The organism is Facklamia lactis (assembly GCF_015863205.1).
Lineage (GTDB): Bacteria > Bacillota > Bacilli > Lactobacillales > Aerococcaceae > Facklamia > Facklamia lactis.
On the sequence record NZ_JACBXQ010000005.1, the window covers coordinates 68,623 to 92,663 of the forward strand.

Sequence of the window (24,041 nt, forward strand, 5' to 3'; positions counted from 1 at the left end):
CGACAGATCTAACTCATTTATAACTCTCAATCATTAAAAGCAAAAAATTCTCTCACTTATCGTGAGAGAATTTGATCGATTTACTGAAAATTTTTTAATCCATCAGTCTTTTAATTTCGTTAGGATCCTGACTGATCCTTGTCATAAAATCAAATCGAACGGTATCATTATCAGAAATAGAAGTTAAAAGGAGATGGTTGGGATCTAAGATCGTCAAATAATGACTCTTCGTAATACTATAGGTACGCTGATAAAGCTCTTCAAGTTCCTTTGTTTTAAAGGTTTGCTCAGGCAATTGTGAAAGAGGATAGGCTTCTCCCCCTATATATTCATCAAAAGAGAGCGCGAAATTAATTTGGTATAGATACCCATCCAGTTCATCTGGCAGATAAATCCAACTATCATCTTTTTCTTCTTGTTGATCACTTTTTTTATCTGAGATCGCATCGCCCCTTTCCCTATAATACTCATCATCACAGTTAGAAAGGAAAGCAAATATTTCTCCAATGATCTGTTCATCAAGCCGAGAATGTTGTCTATTCAACTTGCCAGTTTCATAAGATTCAGATCCAGATACATAAAATCCATAGTGAGGCTTTAAAATCTCCAAAGTCTCTTTATATTCTCTTTTTATTTGATCAAAGTTAGGCGGGACCGCTTCAATTGACTGCGTCCCGCTCACCAAGATCATCCAGGACAATAAACCACACACCAACAACTTCCTAAGCGAAGATTTCATCATGGTTAGCTCCTATTCAAAGATAAAATAACTACATTTTAATAGCACTTGCTAAGTGATATCAGGCATCTTGTCTTAACCCAATTCTTTTAAACGGTAAAAAAGTCCTTTGATAACAAACCTATCGCCCTAAAAGATATCTTTATTTTACCATCTTTATATTTGGTTGTTAATATTGATTAAACACAAAAATTTCACTCCTTTTAAAAGGGGCTATCCATTTCTTTATTAGCCTTGTTTAACTTCGCGATTGAACTGCTTAATTTAAAGCAAGGATTAAACTCAAAATACCTGACAAGCATGAGATAGGGGGCATCACCCTCTTTTCTTTCGTACTTCTAGAAAAGAAATTAACCAGTGTATTAATAAACATAAACCCTGTCATGCCCCATAACCCTGTTTGAAGCGATAACCATTCTGGGGCCGTTAAAAACCCACCTTTCATCAAGGAAAGCACCGCCATTAACAGTAGAATAATACAATTAATCAGACTCACTATTCGTAAATGACTCGGAAGAATGCGATGAAATCCCCCCAACGCATATTCTCCAAATGGAAATCCTAAAGCAAGATAAACTTGAAACACAGCAATGACACCATATATTAAAGCCAATATAAGAGCGATTCCATTCACCATCCATAAAAACCTCCAAGTTTTATTAAGTTAGCTTAACTCAGAATACCTCTAGCTAACATCTCGAGTAAATCTTCCATTATCCTTTGATATTCTTCTATTTTTTCACGATCACCTAACATCAAATGATTTAAATCGATCTCTTCCATTAATAACTGATTGATTTGATAAATCATACGAGCTATTAAGGAGGCTGGGATTTCAGTTCGCACTTGCCCTTGTGCTTGTGCTTCTTGAATCAAATGAATAAAATAATCGCCTTCCTGATACTTCAACCGATCGTCAATCATTTGTTTTAGCTCTAAATTTTGCTCATGAAGATAACGTTGCCAAACCGCTACTAGTAACGGATTCTCCCTCGCAAATATAGCCCCTTTTCAAATATTCGACGAAGAACTGCCATCACATCATGGTCTTTATTTAAACCTTCAGCAAAATAATTTTTTCTTTTAAGTCGAATCGTTTCTAATACATAGAAATAAAGCTCTTTTTTATCTTCAAAATATTGATACATACTCCCCTTAGACACCCCTGCTTGACTTGCAATCTGAGTCAAACTTGCTGAATCAAAATAATTTTGGGCAAACTCTTTGATTGCCGCATCGATAATCTGATGCTGTTTTGACTCTTTTAAATTATAAAAAGTTTCTTTTGGTATTCATTTCCCCCCCAAACAAAATGACCGACCAGTCATACAATAGTATATGACTGGCCGGTCACAAAAGCAAGTTTTAAGTGATTTTTAATTATTCCTCTTCTGAATAATAAATTGAATAATAAATTATTATCTAAGCGACATTCGATAGCCTGTTCCTTTATCCGAGAAATGAAGTTTTTGATAAAATGGATCTTCTTCAGAAATCAAATCAATCCGTAAACCAGAATAATTTTTCCTTAACTCTTCAATTAATAATTTTCCAATTCCTTGTTTGCGAGCTTTTTTACGAACCAATATTTCACATAAATAGAGGGTAAGCACATGATCTGTAAGGTACTAATATTTCCCCTGCTTCCACAGCGATAAGCCATTCAGAATGATGGATCAATGCTTGTATTTTTTCTTGGCTAAAAGATAACCAGCCTTCTTCTTGATATAAATCAAATAATTCTTGACAGTCAGAAGCTTCAATTCCTCTGATTTCAACTTTATTCATGACTAACGCCCTCCAATCCCATTCGTAGCATTAAATTCTTTATTTCTGACAGGCATCCATGGTTAATCTCTATTTCTCCATTTTTGAAATCCCTCAATAGCTCCTCGCACAAATTAGCAAATTCAGGATAAAGATTTTTAACAATATGAAGACCTTGTGTTTTCGATACTAATTGCTTGGTCTGATCATAAGCATGTCTTCGGCATAAATTCATGATCGTATCAATTTGTTTCAAGTCAATATTTTCTTTTCTATAAGAAATACTTTCAAGAAAATCCCGTTCAGTAATGGAAGGAAAAACAGTCTGAATTGGAGGCCCCTCTACAACCTGTCCCTGAACTCTAATATTATAAAGGTGACTCAATAAATCCGGATCAATCCGCTCTTCCTTTGGTTTCTTTTCCCATCCTTCTTGTCGAATGTTTACCATCCAATAAGGAGAATAATGAAATTCATAAGAAATATTTTGACCATTGTTTTCTAGGTCTGCTGTGTTCAAAATAGAAAGTTCAATCCCTTTTTTAGGCCCTTGCTGAGATAAAGCATCAATTTTTGCTAACAAATCTAACTTCATTTTTTCTTCAAGAGTTCCATTAATTAAAATAATTAAATCTATATCCGAACGATTCCAAGCAAAATCATTCTGAACTAAAGAACCATGAAGATAGGTCCCAATATATTGTTCTTGTAAAACTTTCTTAATCACATGATTGATCTTCTGTAAATAATGCTTTACTCTATTTTGAATCATAACTTCTCCTCACCAGTTCTATCTATTTCTCGCTAAAATTTCGCCCTTCTTTTAATATAAAAAATAACAAACAACAGGTGCCACTAGGATTAACAATAAAAGACCTAATATAATAGTCAACCGCTTAAAAATATGCCTTCTATAGGAATCATGATTTCTTCTCCATCCTACTAAACAGTAAATCCAACTAAGTAATAGTAACACTAGAAAGGCCATAAAAAGGCCAAAATTTACTGCCATTTATTAATCCTTCCTGCTTAGCGCTTCATTGACCGCTGCAATACCACCATCAATTACAATTGCTTCCATGCCTGCCTTTTTCAAGATCGAGGCTGCAACCGTTGCACGCGTTCCGGAACCACAAAGAGTATAAATAGGTTTCCCTTGTTCCAGTTGAGCAAGTTCCTTATTCAATTCTGCTAAAGGAATATGAACCAAGTTCTTCTCAGGGGCAGGACGTGTTATCTCTTCTGAAGTTCTCACATCTAATAAAAGATAATCATCGGTTAAAGCTAAGAAATCTTGTGCGTTGATGACTTGAAGTGATTCAAAGCCGGTGTCGGTGAAAGATTCAATAGGACGACTCTCTCCCATCTCCATCTTCCATTCCTTCAACTGATTTTGAATGCGTGTGAAATCCACTTCTAAGCTCTCAGAAGTAATAAACGTAAAATAATCTCCCTCATTAAAAAGCGCTTTAGCATATTTCAAAAAATTATTTTCATTTAGATTGATTGATTCTGGAAGGTGACTTGCTCGAAAATTTTGAGCAGACCTCAGATCGATGATATTTGTTGCCATTAACTTTCCTCCTCTATCGTTGATGCATCAATTCTCATTATGTTTAAATGAATTTTAACATACGCATTGACTTATAGACAAGTTTCTATATAATAATAGATAGACAGTTATCTATGAATCAATATCAGGAGGTATGCTTATGAAAACAAAAGGAATTAGTTTTTTCCACAAATACTTAACGCTTTGGGTTATCTTATGTATGATTGGAGGGGTTGTCGTTGGAAGTCTCCTACCTCAAGTCCCCCAATTTTTAAATCAATTTGAATTTGCCAATGTCTCACTTATCAGCGCTGTTTTAATCTGGATTATGATCTTTCCCATGATGATGAAGGTTGACTTTACCAGTGTGAAGCGCATTAGTCAGAATCCGAAAGGACTCTATCTCACTTGGATCATCAACTGGTTAGTTAAGCCTTTCTCTATGTATCTTATTGCCGGTTTTTTCTTTTACTATGTCTTCCAAGCTATTCTACCAGCCGATATTGCTCGTGAATATTTAGCAGGTGCGGTGATTCTGGGAGCAGCACCGTGTACAGCAATGGTCTTTGTTTGGAGCGAGCTAACAGATGGAGATCCCGCCTATACGGTCGTACAGGTAGCAACCAATAACTTAATTCTCTTAGTAGCTTTTGTCCCTATTGTCAAATTCCTTCTTGGGGTTGAGGAAGTGTTTGTTCCATGGGATACGCTTATTCTATCCGTGATACTTTTTGTCTTAATTCCACTCATTGCAGGCTACTTAACTCGTAAATTTGTCATCCAGAATAAAGGAAAAAAATATTTTAATACACAATTTGTCACTAAGTTTGATGGCATAACAACGGTGGGGCTTTTACTCATGCTAATTTATATTTTTGCTACTCAGGCGAATACCTTAGTCAGTCATTTTACTCATATTTTATTGATCGCTGTTCCATTAACCATTCAAACCTTTGTAATCTTTGGCTTATCCTACACAATAGCTAAATTTTTGAAACTTCCTTACGTTATCGCGGCACCAGCGGGCATGATTGGCGCTTCTAACTTTTTTGAATTAGCTTTGGCTGTTGCCATTGCCTTATTCGGAGTTCATTCACCTGTTGCCTTAGCCACCACGGTAGGTGTCTTAACCGAAGTGCCTTTGATGTTATTCTTAGTTAAATTTGCTAATTCTACCAAAGATCAATTCCCAACGAAATACCAACCTGCTAGAAAGGAAATATCAAATGAATTACGAGAAACTAAGTGATACTCTCAAATCAATTGCTGATCCTAATCGCCTTCAAATCATTGAATTATTATCTTGTGGAGGTCTAAAAGCTTGTGAGATTCTTGAATTTTTTAACTTCTCACAACCTACTCTCTCCTACCATATGAAAGTCTTATGTTCAGAAGACCTTGTCCACAAATCCAAAGAAGGACGCTGGATTTTCTATACGCTCAATGAAGATAAAATTGCTGAAATCGATAGCCATTTACACCAAATCTTTACCAAAGACAAAGATCACTGTCTCTGTGATCCTATCATTAAACAAAGAAAAAAGGAGAAATCAAATGATTAAATTAGAATTATTCGAACCTGCTATGTGTTGCGAAACAGGAATCTGTGGTCCCAGTTTCGATAAGAATCTGATTGAAATTGCTAATATCTTTAACCAACTCAAATCAAGCGAGAGTGTCCAAGCCAATCGTTATAATCTTTCACAATCGCCCCAGGCTTTTGTAGAGAACGGTGTTGCAATCGATCTAATTCATAAGAACGGCAAAAAAATTCTCCCCATCACCATAGTCAACGGAGAAGTCGTAAAAACAGGTGCCTATCCAAGCCCAAAAGAATTTCAAGAATATACTGGAATCAACTTTTCTAACATGAGTCACGAAAACCTTTAATCCATCACAAAAGGAGTGAGATATATGAAACTTTATCATCCTGATCAAATGCCATTAACCCCTTATCTTTTCTATACTGGAAAAGGCGGAGTTGGTAAGACAACTATTGCTTCAGCAACAGCTGTACAGCTAGCAAACAAAGGTAAACGCGTTATCCTTGTCTCAACAGATCCTGCTTCCAATTTGCAGGATGTCTTTGAAACAGAGTTATCAAATAAAGCACGACCTATCGTTAAAATTCCAAACTTGAAGGTAGCCAATTTCAACCCTGACCAAGCGGTCGATGATTATAAAGAAAGAGTCATTGGACCTTACCGTGACATCCTTCCTTCAGAAGCTATTGATAATATGGAAGAACAGCTTTCAGGTTCTTGTACTCTTGAAGTCGCACAATTTAATGAATTTGCCTTTTTCCTAAGTGATCCGACTGTACGAGCAGAAAATGATTACATTATCTTTGATACTGCCCCCACAGGTCATACACTTAGAATGTTAGAACTTCCATCTGCTTGGACCAGCTATTTCGACGAGAATACAACTGGCACGTCCTGCATGGGGCAGTTATCTGGATTAACTGAGGAACAAGAACGTTATGAACTTGCTTTAAAAGTCTTAAATAACCCAAAAATGACTACTTTATTCATGGTAACCCGCCCACAAGGCGCAGCAATCGCTGAAGCCAATCGGTCGCTCCACGAGCTCTCTGAAATTGGTATTCAAAATCATCAGTTGATTATTAATGGCCTTCTCGAAAATGCCAATGATGAGGTTGCCGAAACTTACCGCAGCCTACAGATAAAAGCCCTTGACAACTTATCCGATCGTTTACAAGCCATTGATCACTACTATGTTCCGCTCAGACCTTATAATGTTACAGGAGTCAACAAATTAAAAATTTTCTTAGAAGTCGAACAGGATCAGTTGCCTCATCATTTCGCTGATGAAATACCTGAATTCCCTCCTTTTGAGCGATTGATTGACGACTTAATCGAACAGAAACGTCAAATTATCTTCACTATGGGGAAAGGTGGAGTTGGAAAAACATCTGTTGCGGTTGAAATTGCCCATGCTTTATCTGATAGAGGTCAAAATGTTCGTTTAGCAACAACTGATCCAGCAGACCATCTCCATCTCTATTTAAATGAAACTAAGGGAATCAAAGTTGAACATATTGATGAAAAAGAAGAATTACGCAAGTATTCTGAAGAAACTTTAGCTAAATCACGCGAATTTATGGATGAAGACCAACTCGATTATGTTAAAGAAGATTTAAAATCCCCCTGTACTCAAGAAATTGCTGTTTTTAAAGCCTTTGCTAAAATTGTAGACCAAGCAAATGAGAATGAGACGATCGTTATTGACACTGCTCCAACAGGCCATACGATTCTATTGCTCGATTCCTCGAGAGCTTATTCGCAAGAAATAGAGCGTTCTTCAGGAGATATCGATCCAGCCACTCAGAAGCTTTTACCACGAATTCAGTCTGATGAAACCGAAGTAGTGATGGTTACCTTAGCCGAAGCTACCCCCTATTATGAGACCCACCGCTTAGCCCAAGACCTAGACCGGGCAAATATTAACCATCACTGGTGGCTCATTAATCAATCTATGTTAGGTACAGGAACCCAAGACCTAATCCTAGGAGCTCGTGCTTATAATGAATTAGAATGGATTAAGAAAATTGATCAAGAATCAAATGGAAACTATGTCGTACTCGATTGGAATCCTGAATTCAAATCGATCAACTAATAAAAATTATCCAGCACCCTATCACTCCAGAAGGCTATTCCAATATCGGGATAGCCTTCTTATTGTATCGTCCTCTACTCAGAATTTTTCTTTTTCCCAAAAAAAAACAACTGGCTTTCCTTTAAAGGAAAGCCAGTTGTTTAAGAAAGTCTGGACTTTAAATGTCTAATCTCCAGACCCTATTTTTATAATTTAGTAATATTAGCCGCTTGGTTGCCTCTTGGGCCAGCGATGACATCATAAGAGACTGCTTGTCCCTCGTCTAATGTTTTAAAACCGTCACCTTCAATAGCTGAGAAGTGTGCAAAGACGTCTGTTCCGTCTTGTCCTGTAATAAAACCAAAGCCTTTATCGCCATTAAACCATTTCACTGTTCCGTTTTCCATAATGTAAATCCTCCATGTGCTTCTTAAGCATCTTTTTTTGTTGCAATAATTAATTAAATTTAAGAGATATAATTTACATAATGAAATGGAAAAAATATATTAAAATGATTACTTACTACATTTACTAATGTACCATGAAATAAACTTCTTGTCAAACTTATTTGCAAATTATTGACTATTTAAATTTTTGAAAAATTTCTTGATATTATTTTAATACAGGCTTAAGACTACTCCCCGTAGACTTAAGCACCTCTCCACTTTGATAAAAATCTGTAAAAAAAAGCCAAGATAAAATTTATCTTGGCTAAGTCATTCCAATTATTTATCCGCTGCTTTTACACCTTATTGAGCGGTAAAACCACCATCAATCGTAATAGAAGCTCCAGTCATATACGAAGAATCTTCACTCGCTAAGAATAGAACCGCTTTTGCCATTTCTTCAGAAGTTCCCAATCGCTTCATTGGCATGGTATCTTTTAGCACTTGCTTATAGTCCTCTGGGATAATTGGGGTATCAATATAGCCTGGGCAAAGGGCGTTTACTCGAATATTTTGCTCGCCATATTCCACACCAAGCGAACGAGTCAAGTTAATCACTCCACCTTTAGCAGCGTTATATGCAGCACTTCCAGCCGCTCCAACCCAACCATACATAGAAGCTGTATTGACAATCACTCCCGCTCCTTGTTCTAAGAAGAAATCACGAATAGCTATTTGTGATAGAGCAAATACTGCATTTAAATCGATGCTCACAATTTGTTGGAAACGCTCAAAAGTTACTTCATGGGAAGGCTGAACTTCCCCGATTCCCGCATTATTGAAGAGAATATCTAAGCTTCCAAACTTCTCCTTCGTTTGATCAAAAATATTCTTCACGTCCGCTTCATTCGCTACATCAGCTTTTACAAAGAGTACTTCAGAATGTCCTGCTTCATTTAACTCTTCAACAAAAGCTTGGCCCTTTTCTTCATTAATATCTACTAGGACCAGCTTTGCGCCTTCTTCAGCAAACAAACGCGCCGTTGCTGCCCCAATTCCCGAAACACCGCCGGTAATAATGGCAACTTTTCCTTCTAATTTTTTCATATTGTTTCCTCCTCGTTATTTACCTCTGTTTTATCATATTTAATCTATTTCGACTGTTCCTTTTCTAACAATTTTCTAACTTTATTAAAAAAGTCGCACAAATCATTGGGATTATAATAAACAATCATTAAAATAACCTAATAGATTAATTAATACAAACATTCCGTTCATTAGTGAGAGCAGAATCGCTACACACTTAAACTCAAAGCAACGCGAATATTCAGTGAGGCTTTAGGATCATGAATATCCGTTCCTAGAATTTCCTGACACTTCTCAATTCGATACTTCACCGTATTGCGATGAACAAATAATTGATTAGCAGTAATCGTGGTCTCACATTGATTATCCAAATAGACTTTCAAAGTCGTTCGAAGTTCTTTTTGGCTATTTGTCTCAGGAAAAGCTAACTCTTTCAGGACCGATTCACAGAAATACTCAATTTCCTTCGCATTAATATTATGAAACAAATGTTGAACTCCAGAATTATTATAATAGGTAATTGGCTCTCTATTATAATCAGAGAAGCGTGATTTAAAAGCAAGTTGGGCTTGATCCAGAGATTTAGGCAGTTGGTCCAAGGAAATAACCGCTTCTCCTACACTATAAATCAAGTCAATATCGACTAATTCAGCGAGGTCATGCCGACATTTTAATAGACATTTTTCGACATTAATATTATGGTTTTGAAGCACAATATAGATATCAGACTGAGCATCTTTCTGGAAGAGAAACATATCTTCAAAATATTTTTCACCATAATTTTTCAACCAGTCCACAATTAAGGCATACTTTTCATATAATTCTACTGTTTTTCGCATAGGATCAAGCGCACTTGGGACATTGACTTCAATTGCGAGATAATAATTCGAATCAATTAAATGAATATCCTCAATTGCATTGTACAAGACACTTCTATCGTGTGAATCGCTGGTCATAGATTCTAGCATAAAGCTGGAAGAAGCATGAAGGTAGGTATTATACACCATTTCAGATTTGTACAAGATATAAGATAAGACAAGCTTGGCCTGATCAATCGTAAAGGTGGAAATAGGATAGGTCATATTTTCCGGATTTAGAATCAACAAATAATGGGGAAAATACTTAAAAACAAAAACATTACTCACCGAAAGCATGAATGTCTGATGTTTTTGGTCATACATCTTGACATAATCATCCGGTACCTCTGACTGATAAAACTTCTGCTGAAATTGGCTTTCAATACTTTCGAGCCAGTCTTTTTGACGAACAAAAAATTGAGAGTAAGCAATGACCTTCTTTAAAGGACTTAAAAGAATAATCGGACACTTTATAATCTTACTGAACTCATTAATTACTTTTCCAACCGACGTATTATTCAAAAGTAAATCAGAAAATTGTTTCTGAATTTCTAAAGCAAATTCAATTTCTTCCTTTTGCTGGTCCCAAATATAATTTGACATTTGATGCAAAAGCCGTCCCAACGGGTACTTATCTGGAATATTAATAATAGGAAAGTGTTGCTTGTTAGCATGCTCAATCACAAGTGGATCAATTTTCCCTCCAAGGAATCTACCACTCTTAATGGCCAAACCAGAACCTTTCGCCCGGATAAGTGAATCAATAAAGTCAATCAATTTTAACTGATTATCTTTAAAGACCATTCCAGTTGTCAAAATAAAAGTTTCAGCACTAATATAGAATTCAACATCAGGCGTTTCGGTTATTTCGATATTACTTACCATTTGATTCTGTAAGGTATCGGGTTGGGTCAATAGGACCATATCGGTTATATAATCTGTATTTAGCAATTGTTCGAGTAAGACCACAAAAACCATCTCCTTCCTTCCTATTATAGCAAGGAAGGAGCTAGCTTCCTAACAAAGCGCAACCTATAAGAAAAGAAGACCAAACAGAATCTCGCTTTGATCTTCTTTCCCAAAGGATATTTATTCCGCGAAAGCACCCTTATTCCCATATTGATCAAAGTGAACCGTATCCGATTCTAAATAATCAATAATATGTTTAGGGATCTCAATACCTTCCGCTAGATTTCGTTCAGTACTTTCGATGGCCAGTTCTCCTGGATAATAAACCTGGTCAAAGCCTTTAGCAGGTTGAATCGCATGCAATTCATCGACCATCTGTTCAATATTGCTCGTGAATTGATCAAGACTCGTGAATCGACTAGGATCAACTGCAATATAGACATGTCCCAAGTCGCGACCTTTATCTAAGTCCTTATACATCGAAGAAACATGTTTCCCGAATGGTAAATCAAAAATCATTCCAGCCAGAATATCCACAATCATCATTAAGCCATAACCTTTAGGTCCTGCTATTGGAAGTAAGCCTGCCACTTGATGAGGATCAGTCGTTGGATTTCCTTCACTATCAACTGCCCAGGTATCAGGAATCGAATCACCTTTTGAACGTGCATCTAAGATTTTCCCCCAAGCTTGAACTGTTGTCGCCATATCGAAAAAGATCGGACGCCCTTTTTTTCTAGGAGCTCCAAATGCAATCGGATTGGTTCCAAAATAATTCTCTGCCCCTCCAAATGGTACAACCATTGGATCTGATTGAGTCATTGAAAGACTGACAATGCCTTCTTCTGCTAATTTCTCTACATAATATGCCAACATTCCTGTATGACTCACATGAGTCACACCTACCATGGCAATGCCATTTTCTTTGACCATTTGGATCACTTTCTCAAGGGCAAGGTTAGCCACATAATGACCTTGACCATTATCACCATCAAAAGTAGCCGTCCCAGGTCCTGTCTGAGTAAAGTTAATATTTGGCTCAAGGGTCACGCCACCCTTGGCAATCCGCTCCGCATAATACGCCACTCGCACCGCCCCATGAGAATGAATATCTGATAAATCAGCATACGTCAAATGGTTTGCAGTCTCTTCAGCCGCTTCTTCTGGAAGCCCTGCCTGCATTAATTTATTCTTGATTAATTCATGCAGACGATTAGCTGTTACTTTAACCGTTTCGTTCTTTTGAGTCATCTATTCACCTCCTATAACTGAGGGTTACGATTGGCATCTTTAGAGTAAACGTAAGCCAATGGCTCGTCACGACCCACAGCATAAGCGCACTGTAGTGAGTAACGTCCCATAAAGATATAGTCTCCTTTTTCAACGGGATACCATTCATTATCAAGATTATACATTCCCTGACCTGATAAGAGATAAGCTCCATGCTCTTGGTAATGAGTTTCTACATAACCATGACTCGCTCCTGGTTGAAATTCTAGAATATGAATATTCATATCAAAGCCAAAATCATCTGTTGGCAAGAAGTCCCATAAGAGCACATCACTCATGCCTTCGTATTCAATTGGTTCTAAATCTGCCTTATTGCCCACTACTTTGTAAGCTTCATGACCATCAATGGCTTCATAACGGCGTTGATAAAGGAAAGCTTCCGTCATTTCAGTCTGGCCATTCTCAAAGTACATCAATTCATTGACTGGGAAATAAGCATAGCCCCCATCGGTTAAGATATGTTCTTCCTTACCATCGCTAACTTTTAATCTACCAGAGATGACATAAACAAAAGTCTCGAGACCTTCACCACCAAAGCCTAACTCATTCTTACCACCTTCTAGAAATTCTGCAATATAATCATTAAAACTTCCACCTAAAGCAGCAGATCCTAAGATAGAGATTCGAACATTCTCAAAACCTGGAATTGAATTATTGACTAGACCGTCATGCGGAATAATGGCATAAAGGCCTTTTTTTATAACTGCTCTATTCTCTAATAAACCCTCACGATATCCCGTATTATTATTTTTATATCCCATTCTTTATTCTCCTTTTCTTATTCTATGACTTTGTAATAACCGTTGCAGAACCACCTTCGAAATAAGCCTTCACATTCTCTAAAGACGTAATTACAGCTTTCCCTTCTGGTTTATTCTCAACAAATTGAATCGCTGCCTCTACTTTAGGCAACATACTTCCTGGAGCAAATTGCTCTTCTCGAATCCACTGGGTCATTTCTTCTACCGTAACATTTTCTAGCTTTTGTTGATCAGGTTGATTGTAATTGACATAGACATGGTCTACACCCGTTAAGATTAGTAAGAAATCGGCATCCAATAATTCTGCTAATTTCGCGGAAGAAAAGTCTTTATCAATGACTGCTTCAATTCCTTGATAACCTGTTTCCGTTTCAACGACAGGAATTCCACCACCCCCAGCAGAAACCGTAATCACATCCTGTTCCACTAGTTTCTTGATTACACTTGCTTCAAGAATATCAATTGGCTTAGGCGAAGCCACTACCTTACGATAGCCTCTCCCCGCATCTTCTACATACTGCTCATCGCTCGTCTTCATTCTTTCTTCAGCTGCTTCTTGGCTAATAAACGGACCAATCGGCTTCGTTAGGTTTGTAAATGCTGAATCATTTTTATCCACTACTACCTGAGTCACGATAGAGGCAACTTCTCGTTCTAATTCTGAACTCTCTAAAGCTTTCTTCATCGCATTCTGTAACCAATAACCAATACTTCCTTGCGTCATTGCCACACAGGTATCTAAGGGCATGGCTGGATTAGTCTCAGAATCCGCCTCACTCTGTTGTAATAATAGGTTTCCGACTTGTGGCCCATTCCCATGACTAATCACTAACTGATTGCCTTGTTTAATGAGCTCTACTAAATACTTTGCGGTACTCTCTAAAGCTTCTTGTTGAGCTTTTGCACTTGGATCCGTCGATAAAATCGCATTCCCACCAAGCGCGACGACAATTTTTTTACTCATTGAAACCCTCCAAATCATTTCGTAATTTTATATACATCTTGACCCCTAATAACATATCCTTACCTGACGTATGCCCATAATTCTCAATCCTCTGCAGAAAAAGAGGGGCTTGTGAGCTATCATGATGAATGAGAGCATGAGCTAATTGCACCCAGGCTTGATTAGCATAACCAGAGAAAAGCGCATCATAGTAGTTGAGACTAACCTGACTGGTCGTATATTGGTTTAACAGTTGCTTAACTGCATGGCCGATCCTGACCATTCCTTGATTTTCTTGACTCATCATCGCCTCCATTACCATCATCCCTTGGAGAAAGTCATCCCCAGAAGGAGTCAAACCCAAGCCTTTTCCAATCATTTTTTGGATTAAGCGGGTTATTTTGACTGAATCCAGAAGGAGAGGAGAGTTTTCGCTCTCCTCTATCCATTCTTGATACAGATGATGTAAAGGCGCTAATTGATAAAAGGCTGATTGTTCAAGCAAGTTAGAATTTTCTATGTAAGTCATTAGCTCGCTTGTTCGAATATCCGTCAGATAAAGCTTCCCACTAGGGAGTTCACAATCATAAAAGTGAACCTCATCCAATGCTATTTCTAACACGACGGGACGCGAGTAAACACGCCAGGACTTTTCCTTTAAATGCAGTCGTTCGCCCAAACGAAGGTTGGCTAGAATCACCTGAAAAGTCTCTTCATTAGTTAATTGAATTCCCATAACTGAACGCTTTAAAGGTGCCTGACAGGAAATGTAAACTCGATCCTGATTTGATTTTGTCGAATTCTCTTTTAGATTGAAGCCCTGTTCATAGATGGACTCGACCACATAAACTTGTTCCGACAAAGGCGACAGGTAATTACTGACCTCTAGACTTGTACGAAGCTTTCTGACATTATTCATTGACCTGAATGCCTAGAGATTCAGCATAAGCGATGAGAGCTTTCTCAAAGCATTCAAGAGGTGCAGTAACCGTACCCGCCCCTACTTGTCCGACGCCTGCTTCTTTATGGGCAATACCTGTATTTATAATCGGTTCAATTCCTGTTTCTACTACTTTACGAATATCGATCCCTAAATTCGTTCCACGGAAGTCCCAAGTTGGAATCGACCAATTCGGGTTTTGCCCTGCCACAATTTTGGACTGTTCATCGGAGATTCGAACCGCATCTTCAAATCCTCCAGCTCCAATAAAGCGTGTTACACCAGGAGCCGCTACGATAGCTGAACCACCTAAACCAATCGTTTCTGTAATAGCAGAGTCTCCAATATCTTTATTTCCATCTTCTTCACTATAACCGGTGAAGTACAATCCTTTCGGCGTATTAACCGGTGCGGTGAACCACTGATCTCCTAGCGCCGCAATGCGGATTCCAAAATTCTCTCCATTTCGTGCCATAGTAGTCACGATACAACCTTCTTCATGTTTACGTGCATAATCCACAATTGCTTTACCAGTCGCCATAGCGATATTCAAGAAGAATTGATCGGTATCCGCTAAGAATTGAATCACTTCTTGCTTATGCTTCTCGTCAATATCCAATGATGTAATAATAGGAGCCACTTCTTTTAAGAAGACCAGTGACGCTGCAATATTTCTTTGATGGAATTCATCCCCCATCGTAATCGCCTTTCCGATCATGACATTGACATTAATGCCACCTTCGATTTTGCGTAATGCTTCTCCTAGAACAGGTCCAAGGACCTCCTTCATCCAAGTCAGACGATTAATTACTTCTTCATTATTTGCTCCAAATCGAAGGACATTTCCAATTCCTTCATTCATGATACAAACGCCAGTCGTGCCATCAACCTTATTCTCCACAATGAAAACAGGGAAATTAGCCGTGGTGATTCCCCCCATAGGGCCAACTGCTCCTACATGGTGACACGGAATAAACTTCACTTCGCCTGCTTCGAGTTGCTTTCTGGCATCCTCTTGATCTTTAGCCCAACCTTCAAACAACATTGCGCCGATCACTGACCCTTGCATCGGTCCTGTCATCTTGGCATAGTCAATTGGAGGACCTGCATGAAGCACCACTTTCTCATCCGTATTCAATTCAGGAATGACCTCTTTAGCATATTTTGCATCGACTAAATAAGGCTGAGAATCCCGCATACGTCCAATCACTGTTTCATTCGCTTGATCGATCGCTTCAGAATGTTTTTCCAATTCATTAAGAATATGAATCAGCTTTTTATCTCCACCTGCTTTTGGTCGCCAATTATATTGAACGGCTTTACCTCCATATTTATGAATCGGATCTACAAAGCTTTCAATTCCGATATTGATGACCCGTGGTGAAGTATTAATTAAATCTAATAAAGGGTCACTCGGAGCAGGAACTTCAACCGTTTCACCCGCATAATCAACTTTTTGTTTGTCAGCTATTTGATATTCAACGCCCATCAATTTCAAGGCCAAACGAATTGCCTTAGCATTAGTTGATTCCACTAAGACTCCTGCTTCTTTCAAGTCTTTTACGGCTTTGTTGTAATCTTGAGGATCATTAGCCGTACCGGTTACGGTCGCTACAACATGAATTTCACGTTTTACTTGATCCGCCTTCGCTAAATGTTCCTTGATAGAAGGAATTAACGCATTCGCCATATCAGGGTGAGAACCATAACCTAAGACCACATCTAGTAAGATAATACCTGTGCTATCGTCCTCAAAGGCTTGTTTCAACTTGGCAATCCGAATACTTGGATCAATCATTGGATGTGGTTTACCTTGGGTGTACACATCATCTCCTAAGTCCATAATTTGGAAGCCTTGGGTATTCAGGATATAACCTTCTTCATTTTGGATTTCTCCTAATTCTAACGCATCCGCAATGATCATAGCTGCTTCATTCGCTAGCGTTCCACCTGAATAAAGCCCTTTAACCGTTTTATCTTGGATATCCGCTTCGACTTGGTTGTCGTTCTCTTCCGTATAATTAGGCTTAATTTCTTCCCCATTTGATAAATCCACCGCAATCTTAGCTGCTTCATCCAAAGTATAAGCAAAATAAACATTCCCATCATGTTCACTTGGCTTCTCACCTAAGAAAATTGCGACAACAGGTTTGGATAAAGATTGCAATAATTTAACCACTTCATCACGAACTTCTTTTGCAGGTGGTTTCGAAATAACGCAAATCACATCCGTCATCGAATGATGTTCTAAAGCACTAATAGCATCCATCATCGTCCGAGCTGCCACTGCTTCTTTTAGGTCACGTCCACCGGTTCCAATTGCATGAACCACGCCACCACCTAATCGATCAATAATGGTCGTAACTTCCTGGATACCCGTGCCTGAAGCACCAACTACCCCAATATTGCCTGGTTTGACCACATTAGTAAAAGCCATCGGAATGCTGGAAATAATTCCTGTCCCACAATCTGGTCCCATTAATAAAAGACCTTTCTCATGCGCTTTTTCTTTTAATCGCACTTCATCTTCCAAAGCGACATTATCCGAGAACGAAAAGACATGCAGTCCTTCGTCTAAAGCTTTCTCAATCTCAGCAGCAGCATATTCTCCAGGAATTGAGAATAAAGCCATATTAGCATCTGGTAATTCAGTTAAAGCTTCTTCCCAGCTGTCTGCCTCTTTATTGCCGGATGAATCTTTCTTAACAGAAAGATCACTTAAGAAGTCTGAAATCACATCCAAGACTTGGTCAAAAATTTGTTCATCTTCTGTTTCAACCACAATCGCAAGGTCATTGGCCCCCGCTGCTTCTAATTCAGGCGTCGCTAAGCCTGCTCCTTTAAAGATATCCTTGTTGGCATCTGTTGCCATCATAACTTGTGCTTGAGTCACACCTTCAATTTTATTTACTTCTGCCGATAACAGCATTAAATTAATGGAATCTTGATAGTTCCCTTTTTGTATCTTCGTTAATAACAAAAAAACCCCTCCTTTATTATAATTATAAACGTTTCCACACGATCTATCGATCGCTTAACCCACAAATAAGGCTCACTTTTTTGTTCACTTCGAACAAAATTATTCATTCTTTTGATCTTATTTTGTGCCTGTTGATAAGCGGATCATGATACACTTAAATAAACTAACTATAGGATGATAGCCATATGAAAAAAACGATTGACATTGTAACGAACGACTCATATTCTCTCTCTGCTACGCATTACTATAACCCTGACAATTGCTCAAAAGATCTCCTGATCTATCTTCATGGAGGGGGCCTTATTTTTGGCGAGCGTGAAGACCTCCCAGAACCCTACTTGGACCTACTGACAAAGGAAGGCTATTCCATCCTTGCCCTAGACTATCTTTTAGCACCTGAAAGTAAAATAGATACCATCTGCCAATCGCTTGTTGAAACCATCCAATGGTATACGGAAGAAGGCTTCAATGCATTGCAGAGAGGAGAGCCTAACTTTTATCTATTTGGTCGCTCGGCAGGAGCCTATCTCGCCTTCTACCTCTCAACCGTCATCGATTCTAAATTCCTAAAAGGAATTATTAGCTTCTATGGCTATTATACTTTACAAGATCCCTATTTTACTTTTCCCAATCCTCACTTCCAACAGACCCAAAAAGTTTCCAGTCAAATTGTCGATTCTTTGATCCAGGACACACCGGTCACCAAAGGGACAGCTAATGAGCGCTACCTCATCTATTTATATGCGCGACAGGAAGGCAAGTGGCTGGACTTCCTGACTCAAAACACTTCTCAAGCAAGCCATTATTCACTAGAGAAGAAACAAATCGAGAATTTACCACCTACTTTTCTCGTTCACTGCAACAACGACCCTGACGTTCCCGCTCGCCAATCAAAATATCTTGCCAACACAGCAAGCAAGAGCCACTTCATTGAACTCGAAGGAGATGTACACGACTTTGATCGTCTGGATATTGCCAAAGGAACCACCGTCTACCAAGAATTATTGAAATGGTTGGCAGGGAAGTAAATTAAATTTCTATTTATACTATTATTTATTAAAAATCTTAAAGCAGAATGTTCTAAAGAAGGCATTCTATTTTTTATGGAATGTCATCCATTGGAGTGTTTAATAATTGATGGTCCAGCTCACCTTCTCCTTGAGCAAGAATCATGGCTATTGTAGCGTCCGCATCTACATTTAAAACGGTCCTAAACATTCCAGAAAACCAATCAATCCCCGCTAAAATCCCAATACTTTCTAAAGGTAAATTTAAGCTAGGAATAACAATGGCTAAAGCTACTAGCCCTCCACCCGGAACCGCAACTGTACCTAAAGTTGCTAATGTTGAAAGAAGGACAGTAGAGATCGCTTCTTTCACTCCAAATTCCAGTCCATAAAATTGTGACAGAGTAATAGAAGCAATCGCTAAAAATATAGCTAGACCGTTACTATTCATTGCCATCCCTAGCGGTCCAACTAAACCAGAGACTCTTTTACTAACTCCCAGTAATTTTTCTTGATCTTCCATTTTTACCGGTAAGGTGATAGCAGAGGAAGTAGTCGTAAAAGCCATTACTGTCATTCTAGTCAATTTTTTGGCTAATAGTATCGGGTTAACTTTACATATAGTAGCAGTTAAAACGATCCATATAATCAAATATACAGCCGTAGCTAAGGCCATAGCAAAAATAAATTTCCCTAATGGAATCATCACTTCAAAACCAATCGTTCCCGTTACCCAAGCCAACAAAGCAAAAATACCTATAGGTGCCATTTTCATTATCATTGTAACCATCTGGACTATGATTTGATTAAATTGATGAATTCCGGCTTTGATCGTTCCTAAATCGGTATGCACAGATAATAAACTCATCCCTAATCCAAATAGAATTGAAAATATAATCACCTGGATCATATTTCCTTCTGTCATTGATGTTACAATATTATTTGGAAAAAAATTTAAGATCGTTTCATAAGTTGAGATTTCGGTTGTTGGACTAAGTTCGACATTTGATGGAATCTCCATTGTCACACTCGACCCCGGTTTTATTAGAAAACCAACCGCAATTCCCAAGATAGAAGCAACAAAAGTTCCTCCCATGAACCAAACAGCTAATTTCCAACCAAACTTGCCTAATTCTTTCGGATTCAAAGACCCTACAGCTTCAATAACAGCGCCCATAATCATAACCACTACAGACATTTGCACCAAACGTAAGAAGATATCTCCCAATATTTTTAATGGTTCAATACGGGGACCAATAATACTTCCAACAATCATTCCAACGACCATCGCAATCAAGATTTGATTTGTTAAACTGATTTTTTTCATATTTCCCTCCTTTAAGCGGGCAATAAAAGATGAAATTTTTAAAAATAAAATTATCTATAAAAAACAAACAGACCAAGCAACATAAATTGTTACTTGGTCTGTTTAATACACCCCTAAACCTACCAAATGCCAATCATTATCTTGCAGGTTTTCTTGATGCCATCATAAATATTAAAGTTCCTAATGCTAGAAGACCCGCACCTATATAGAATCCTAATTCTCCGGAACCTGTCTTGTCAATTATCAAACCAGTTAACCATGGTGCAACAACTGAAGAAGACATACCGAAAAAGTTAAAAGTTCCAAGTGTCGAAGCCATTTTACCTTTAGAAGCTTTATCAGATACGAAAGATATTAGAACAGGATCTACGGCTAGTTTTCCTAAAAATCCATAAGCCAATAGAACCACAGCCAGTATACCAGCGTTTGGTGCAAGGATTGATCCCGCTACTAAAACAAATGCAGCAATCTCTAAACCAATAATAATTTTTTCTTTATTAGACTTATGTTTATCAGATAGATTCGCAAAGTATAAAGCCCCAGGTACAGCTGTCACAGCAATCATTGAAGTAATAATCCCGATCATTGAACCTGTAATACCACGTTCATTTTCTAAAAAGTTTGGCAACCAAGTGACTATTAAATAATAAGCATAGCAAGTGGTAAAGTATAAAAGATAAGAAGCAAGCAATTCTTTTCTAAAGAGTCCTTTTGATTCCACAGATACAACTTCTTCTTGCTCTACTCCATCGTTATCAACAACCTCAACTGTTTGAGTTGGAACTTTTGAAGAATCAACAACCATAAGCGCAAACCAAATGACTAGAAAAACAATTAAACCTGCAGAAATCAATACCATTGTCTGCCAAGGTAACTGTAGTTGTTTCACGACAAATGAAGAACCAACCATCCCTAAAATCATACCGAGTGCAGAACCTGAGTTAACAATTGCTGTTGATAGACCTTTTTTCTCAGCCGGCACATGTTGAGCAGTCAAAGAGAAAGCAGCGCCATAGTAAGTTCCGCATCCTACCCCTGCGCAAACTGCTCCAATATAAATCATCATTAAATTTTGAGCAAAAGCAATAGAGAATACTCCCAAAGCAAAAATAATAAAGCCTGGAATCAATACTTTTTTCTGACCAAATTTATCTACAAGTAAACCCGATGGGATTTGAAGTGCTGTATATCCAAAGAAATAACAAGATGAGATCAATCCCATTGCAGCATTACTTTGTTGCCCTATTGTCCCTTGAATTTCCTCATAGATTGGGGATAACATAGACCGATAGATCCAAATAATGGTCCACCCCATACAAAATGTAAATACAATGCGTTTCCAATAATTTTCTGGATAACTTTTCTTAGTAACTTCCATCATTTTCTCCTTTAATATGAAATTTAATATGCTAGTTCTTTTAATGCTTCAGCTAAGGCTTGAACACCTTGCACAATATCTACCGCTTCTGTATGCTCCTCAGGATTATGACTGATCCCTTTAATAGAAGGAACAAAAATCATAGCAGTTGGAACACGTGGAGCAAATATTTGTGAATCATGCCCGGCACCAGAATGCATGACCTGATAATTCAAACCATTCTGGTCACACACATTTTCTAAGACTGACACAATCTCCTGATCCATTGGAACAGGCTGTTCATCCATCCATAAGTTCAACTCAGCTTGAATCCCTTTTGCATCCGCATGCTTTTGAATAACCTTCTCGATGTATTCAGCAAATTCATTCAAAGCCTTTTGATCGGTATGACGGGTATCAATTGAAAACTCAATTTCACCTGGTACAACATTCACAACATTTGGTGTGACTTCAGCATGACCAAACGTTACCACAAGAGGATCACCGATTTCATTTGCCTTATCAATGACTTCCGTTACAATTCTTGCATAACTCTCTACAACATCTTTACGATATTTCATTAATGTCGTTCCTGCATGATTTGCTTCACCATTTAATTTAACGGTGTAACGTTTCTGTCCAACAATCGCATTCACAATACCAACTTTTTTTCCAGAATTTTCTAAAAAGTTTCCTTGTTCAATATGTAATTCAATAAAAGCATCAAAGTTATTGAAACGGGGTGCCCCTGTTAGATAACCAAAACCAGCTTCCGTCATGGCTGTTTCAAAAGGAACCTCTTTATTATCAGAAATATTCTCTACATCTTCTTTTTTAGCGATTCCAAATATATTTTTTGACCCCCAAAAAGCATATGGGAATCGTGACCCTTCCTCTTCAGCCATCGAAACAATGCGTAAAGACTTTTTAGGCTGACCATACTCATCAACCAATGCCTTCATAGCCATATAAGCTGCCATGATCCCTAACTGTCCATCTAGACGTCCTCCGTCGACAACAGTATCCACATGAGAACCCGAAGCTATAATCGTTTCTGGTGATTCAGATCCTTCGATCGTTGCAAACATATTGCCTACTTCATCGAACTCGACTTTCATTCCGTCTTTTTCAAATAACTCTTTTAACGAATTTTGCGCTTTAACCCAAGATTCACTATATAATAATCGCGTCGTCCCCTTTCCTTCTTTATCCGAAATACTAGAAATCCAATCCATTTGGCGATCAATTTCTTCAGGTAATATTTCAATCATTTCTCATAATCCCCCTTCATTTTCGTCCTTATTTCATTTTATTGTAAAACGGTTTCAAAATCATTGTTCATTCTGCTCATTATTAGATTGTCTTTTGTTTAAAATGAACAAAAAATAGATAACATGGTTCTCTATTTCAAATATAATGATATCAACTTAACTACTACACTAACAAAATTAACTACTACACTAACAAAATTAACGCTCAATTTTTTGAAAAATTTTAAACCTCTTTATAAAAATCTTTGGATAATACTAAAAAAATCAGAGAACCTAAGCCTCTGATTTCTTGTACTTTTTTCAACTCAACTAATCCCTATGAGAGTAATACATAATAAAATCCTCCAGAGCTCTTTCTTGGAGGATCTTTCTATTCTTCTCTAATTAATTATAGAATACAATCTTTAAATTCAATCGCCCCTCTACGTTAATAAAAATCTTTCTCATCTTTATAAATAGCAAGACTAAATAAACGCATATTAGTTAAAATAGAGTTTTGATGCCTATATTAAACCTGTTATGAGAATCGACCTAATGGATAGAAGTAATACTTTTTATATTATACTTTCGCATGATGACTTTCTTCCTTATAACTATCTTGTTTCTTTTTTAAAAAATAAATTTGAACGAAAATATTTGAAGTATCTATCGAAAGAACTTCTGATAGCTTTATACTAGCCCTGCAGCTCCTTTATAATCCTTTCTTTAGTCTTAACTAACGATTGGTCTTCCTGTATCACGCGCTCTTGTATGATCTCCAAATAATCCTTCTCCTTCCACCATCTACGCATGGCCTCCTCACCAAATTCATAACGCTGAGCACGTCCCGCATGTCTTCTGAGCGTTTCTTCAAAGGTTAAGTCATAATAATAAGCATGAATGCTATCACCATAAAGTTCACAAGCTCTTTCAAATAAGGATTGATACCAATTAGCATTTAAAATTCCTTCTAAGATTGTTAACTCACAGTGTTGATGACCATACTCGAGAAGGTCAATTAATAAATTTTCGGACAAATTCCCTTTTCCATCCTTGACCCTCAGCATCTCTCTTCTCACCATATCTTGAGAAATAAGAAGTGTATTTCTTCCAAATTCCTTCTGAATCTCTTTTGCCAGACTCGTCTTTCCACTTCCTGAATTTCCACGTATGATTAATAATTGCTTCATCTCAACCCCCTACCTATTGTTACAGGCTAACTTGGCAATAACACCTTCCATACATAACAATGAAGACCTCCCATCTAACGGG

General features: G+C 37.7%; 25 protein-coding genes. 5 read left to right on the forward strand and 20 right to left on the reverse strand.

What is annotated here, in order from left to right:
• Nucleotides 1-94: 94 nt before the first annotated feature.
• The 8 genes from HZY91_RS08370 to HZY91_RS08405 form a co-directional block, all read right to left on the reverse strand.
• On the reverse strand, nucleotides 95-742 hold the full coding sequence (locus tag HZY91_RS08370; RefSeq protein ID WP_197115829.1) for a hypothetical protein: 648 nt from the start codon (nucleotides 740-742) through the stop codon (nucleotides 95-97).
• Nucleotides 743-998: 256 nt separating this feature from the next.
• On the reverse strand, nucleotides 999-1,376 hold the full coding sequence (locus HZY91_RS08375) for a hypothetical protein (protein ID WP_197115830.1): 378 nt from the start codon (nucleotides 1,374-1,376) through the stop codon (nucleotides 999-1,001).
• Between the two features lie 32 nt (nucleotides 1,377-1,408).
• Nucleotides 1,409-1,663, reverse strand: a complete 255-nt coding sequence (locus tag HZY91_RS08380; protein ID WP_197115831.1) for a hypothetical protein — start codon at nucleotides 1,661-1,663, stop codon at nucleotides 1,409-1,411.
• Nucleotides 1,664-1,713: 50 nt separating this feature from the next.
• Complete coding sequence (locus HZY91_RS11005; RefSeq protein WP_197115974.1) at nucleotides 1,714-2,031, reverse strand: TetR/AcrR family transcriptional regulator; 318 nt, start codon at nucleotides 2,029-2,031, stop codon at nucleotides 1,714-1,716.
• Nucleotides 2,032-2,157: 126 nt separating this feature from the next.
• Nucleotides 2,158-2,325, reverse strand: a complete 168-nt coding sequence (locus HZY91_RS08390) for a GNAT family N-acetyltransferase (protein ID WP_197115832.1) — start codon at nucleotides 2,323-2,325, stop codon at nucleotides 2,158-2,160.
• 4 nt (nucleotides 2,326-2,329) lie between these two features.
• Entirely contained in the window at nucleotides 2,330-2,527 is a 198-nt protein-coding gene (locus HZY91_RS08395) for a hypothetical protein (RefSeq protein ID WP_197115833.1), read from the reverse strand.
• Nucleotides 2,520-3,278, reverse strand: coding sequence for an aminoglycoside adenylyltransferase domain-containing protein (locus tag HZY91_RS08400; RefSeq protein ID WP_197115834.1), 759 nt, complete (start codon nucleotides 3,276-3,278; stop codon nucleotides 2,520-2,522). Before HZY91_RS08400 ends, HZY91_RS08395 begins: the two co-directional genes overlap by 8 nt.
• A gap of 243 nt (nucleotides 3,279-3,521) precedes the next feature.
• On the reverse strand, nucleotides 3,522-4,079 hold the full coding sequence (locus HZY91_RS08405) for a rhodanese-like domain-containing protein (protein WP_197115835.1): 558 nt from the start codon (nucleotides 4,077-4,079) through the stop codon (nucleotides 3,522-3,524).
• Nucleotides 4,080-4,218: 139 nt separating this feature from the next.
• On the opposite strand from HZY91_RS08405, the gene arsB reads away from it, so the two are divergent.
• The 4 genes from arsB to arsA are packed head-to-tail and all read left to right on the forward strand — an operon-like array spanning nucleotide 4,219 to nucleotide 7,697.
• Nucleotides 4,219-5,307, forward strand: coding sequence for an ACR3 family arsenite efflux transporter (gene arsB, locus HZY91_RS08410; RefSeq protein ID WP_197115836.1), 1,089 nt, complete (start codon nucleotides 4,219-4,221; stop codon nucleotides 5,305-5,307).
• Nucleotides 5,285-5,620 carry an ArsR/SmtB family transcription factor gene (locus HZY91_RS08415; RefSeq protein WP_197115837.1) on the forward strand — a complete coding sequence of 112 codons (336 nt, stop codon included), beginning with the start codon at nucleotides 5,285-5,287 and terminating at the stop codon, nucleotides 5,618-5,620. Before arsB ends, HZY91_RS08415 begins: the two co-directional genes overlap by 23 nt.
• Nucleotides 5,613-5,948, forward strand: a complete 336-nt coding sequence (arsD, locus tag HZY91_RS08420; protein WP_218958250.1) for an arsenite efflux transporter metallochaperone ArsD — start codon at nucleotides 5,613-5,615, stop codon at nucleotides 5,946-5,948. Before HZY91_RS08415 ends, arsD begins: the two co-directional genes overlap by 8 nt.
• A gap of 24 nt (nucleotides 5,949-5,972) precedes the next feature.
• Nucleotides 5,973-7,697 carry an arsenical pump-driving ATPase gene (arsA, locus tag HZY91_RS08425; RefSeq protein ID WP_197115838.1) on the forward strand — a complete coding sequence of 575 codons (1,725 nt, stop codon included), beginning with the start codon at nucleotides 5,973-5,975 and terminating at the stop codon, nucleotides 7,695-7,697.
• Nucleotides 7,698-7,882: 185 nt separating this feature from the next.
• Here arsA and HZY91_RS08430 read toward each other — a convergent pair whose 3' ends face one another.
• The 8 genes from HZY91_RS08430 to HZY91_RS08465 all read right to left on the reverse strand — a co-directional run bounded on the left by HZY91_RS08430 (nucleotide 7,883) and on the right by HZY91_RS08465 (nucleotide 17,828).
• Nucleotides 7,883-8,083 carry a cold-shock protein gene (locus tag HZY91_RS08430; RefSeq protein ID WP_197115839.1) on the reverse strand — a complete coding sequence of 67 codons (201 nt, stop codon included), beginning with the start codon at nucleotides 8,081-8,083 and terminating at the stop codon, nucleotides 7,883-7,885.
• Between the two features lie 342 nt (nucleotides 8,084-8,425).
• Nucleotides 8,426-9,169 (reverse strand): SDR family NAD(P)-dependent oxidoreductase, encoded by a 744-nt coding sequence (locus HZY91_RS08435; protein WP_197115840.1) that lies wholly within the window; start codon nucleotides 9,167-9,169, stop codon nucleotides 8,426-8,428.
• Nucleotides 9,170-9,357: 188 nt separating this feature from the next.
• Entirely contained in the window at nucleotides 9,358-10,974 is a 1,617-nt protein-coding gene (locus HZY91_RS08440) for a PucR family transcriptional regulator (protein ID WP_197115841.1), read from the reverse strand.
• A 120-nt stretch (nucleotides 10,975-11,094) separates the two neighbouring features.
• Nucleotides 11,095-12,165 (reverse strand): ureidoglycolate dehydrogenase, encoded by a 1,071-nt coding sequence (allD, locus tag HZY91_RS08445; RefSeq protein ID WP_197115842.1) that lies wholly within the window; start codon nucleotides 12,163-12,165, stop codon nucleotides 11,095-11,097.
• 11 nt (nucleotides 12,166-12,176) lie between these two features.
• Nucleotides 12,177-12,965 (reverse strand): (S)-ureidoglycine aminohydrolase, encoded by a 789-nt coding sequence (gene allE / locus HZY91_RS08450; RefSeq protein ID WP_197115843.1) that lies wholly within the window; start codon nucleotides 12,963-12,965, stop codon nucleotides 12,177-12,179.
• A 22-nt stretch (nucleotides 12,966-12,987) separates the two neighbouring features.
• Entirely contained in the window at nucleotides 12,988-13,929 is a 942-nt protein-coding gene (gene arcC, locus HZY91_RS08455; RefSeq protein ID WP_197115844.1) for a carbamate kinase, read from the reverse strand.
• Complete coding sequence (locus tag HZY91_RS08460; protein WP_197115845.1) at nucleotides 13,922-14,827, reverse strand: oxamate carbamoyltransferase subunit AllH family protein; 906 nt, start codon at nucleotides 14,825-14,827, stop codon at nucleotides 13,922-13,924. Before HZY91_RS08460 ends, arcC begins: the two co-directional genes overlap by 8 nt.
• Nucleotides 14,820-17,828, reverse strand: coding sequence for a bifunctional FdrA/YlbE family protein (locus tag HZY91_RS08465; protein WP_197115846.1), 3,009 nt, complete (start codon nucleotides 17,826-17,828; stop codon nucleotides 14,820-14,822). Before HZY91_RS08465 ends, HZY91_RS08460 begins: the two co-directional genes overlap by 8 nt.
• 185 nt (nucleotides 17,829-18,013) lie before the next feature.
• Between HZY91_RS08465 and HZY91_RS08470 the strand changes: the two genes are divergently transcribed.
• Nucleotides 18,014-18,856 carry an alpha/beta hydrolase gene (locus HZY91_RS08470; RefSeq protein ID WP_197115847.1) on the forward strand — a complete coding sequence of 281 codons (843 nt, stop codon included), beginning with the start codon at nucleotides 18,014-18,016 and terminating at the stop codon, nucleotides 18,854-18,856.
• 73 nt (nucleotides 18,857-18,929) lie between these two features.
• On the opposite strand, the gene HZY91_RS08475 is transcribed toward HZY91_RS08470, so the two are convergent.
• The 4 genes from HZY91_RS08475 to HZY91_RS08490 form a co-directional block, all read right to left on the reverse strand.
• Nucleotides 18,930-20,162 (reverse strand): dicarboxylate/amino acid:cation symporter, encoded by a 1,233-nt coding sequence (locus HZY91_RS08475; protein WP_197115848.1) that lies wholly within the window; start codon nucleotides 20,160-20,162, stop codon nucleotides 18,930-18,932.
• A gap of 136 nt (nucleotides 20,163-20,298) precedes the next feature.
• The gene (locus HZY91_RS08480; protein ID WP_328752486.1) at nucleotides 20,299-21,540 is read right to left on the reverse strand and encodes an MFS transporter; all 1,242 of its coding nucleotides are present in this window, start codon (nucleotides 21,538-21,540) and stop codon (nucleotides 20,299-20,301) included.
• A 23-nt stretch (nucleotides 21,541-21,563) separates the two neighbouring features.
• Nucleotides 21,564-22,790: an allantoate deiminase gene (gene allC / locus HZY91_RS08485; RefSeq protein ID WP_197115850.1), complete on the reverse strand. Its 1,227-nt coding sequence runs from the start codon at nucleotides 22,788-22,790 to the stop codon at nucleotides 21,564-21,566.
• Between the two features lie 674 nt (nucleotides 22,791-23,464).
• On the reverse strand, nucleotides 23,465-23,959 hold the full coding sequence (locus HZY91_RS08490) for a kinase (protein ID WP_197115851.1): 495 nt from the start codon (nucleotides 23,957-23,959) through the stop codon (nucleotides 23,465-23,467).
• Between the last annotated feature and the right edge of the window lie 82 nt (nucleotides 23,960-24,041).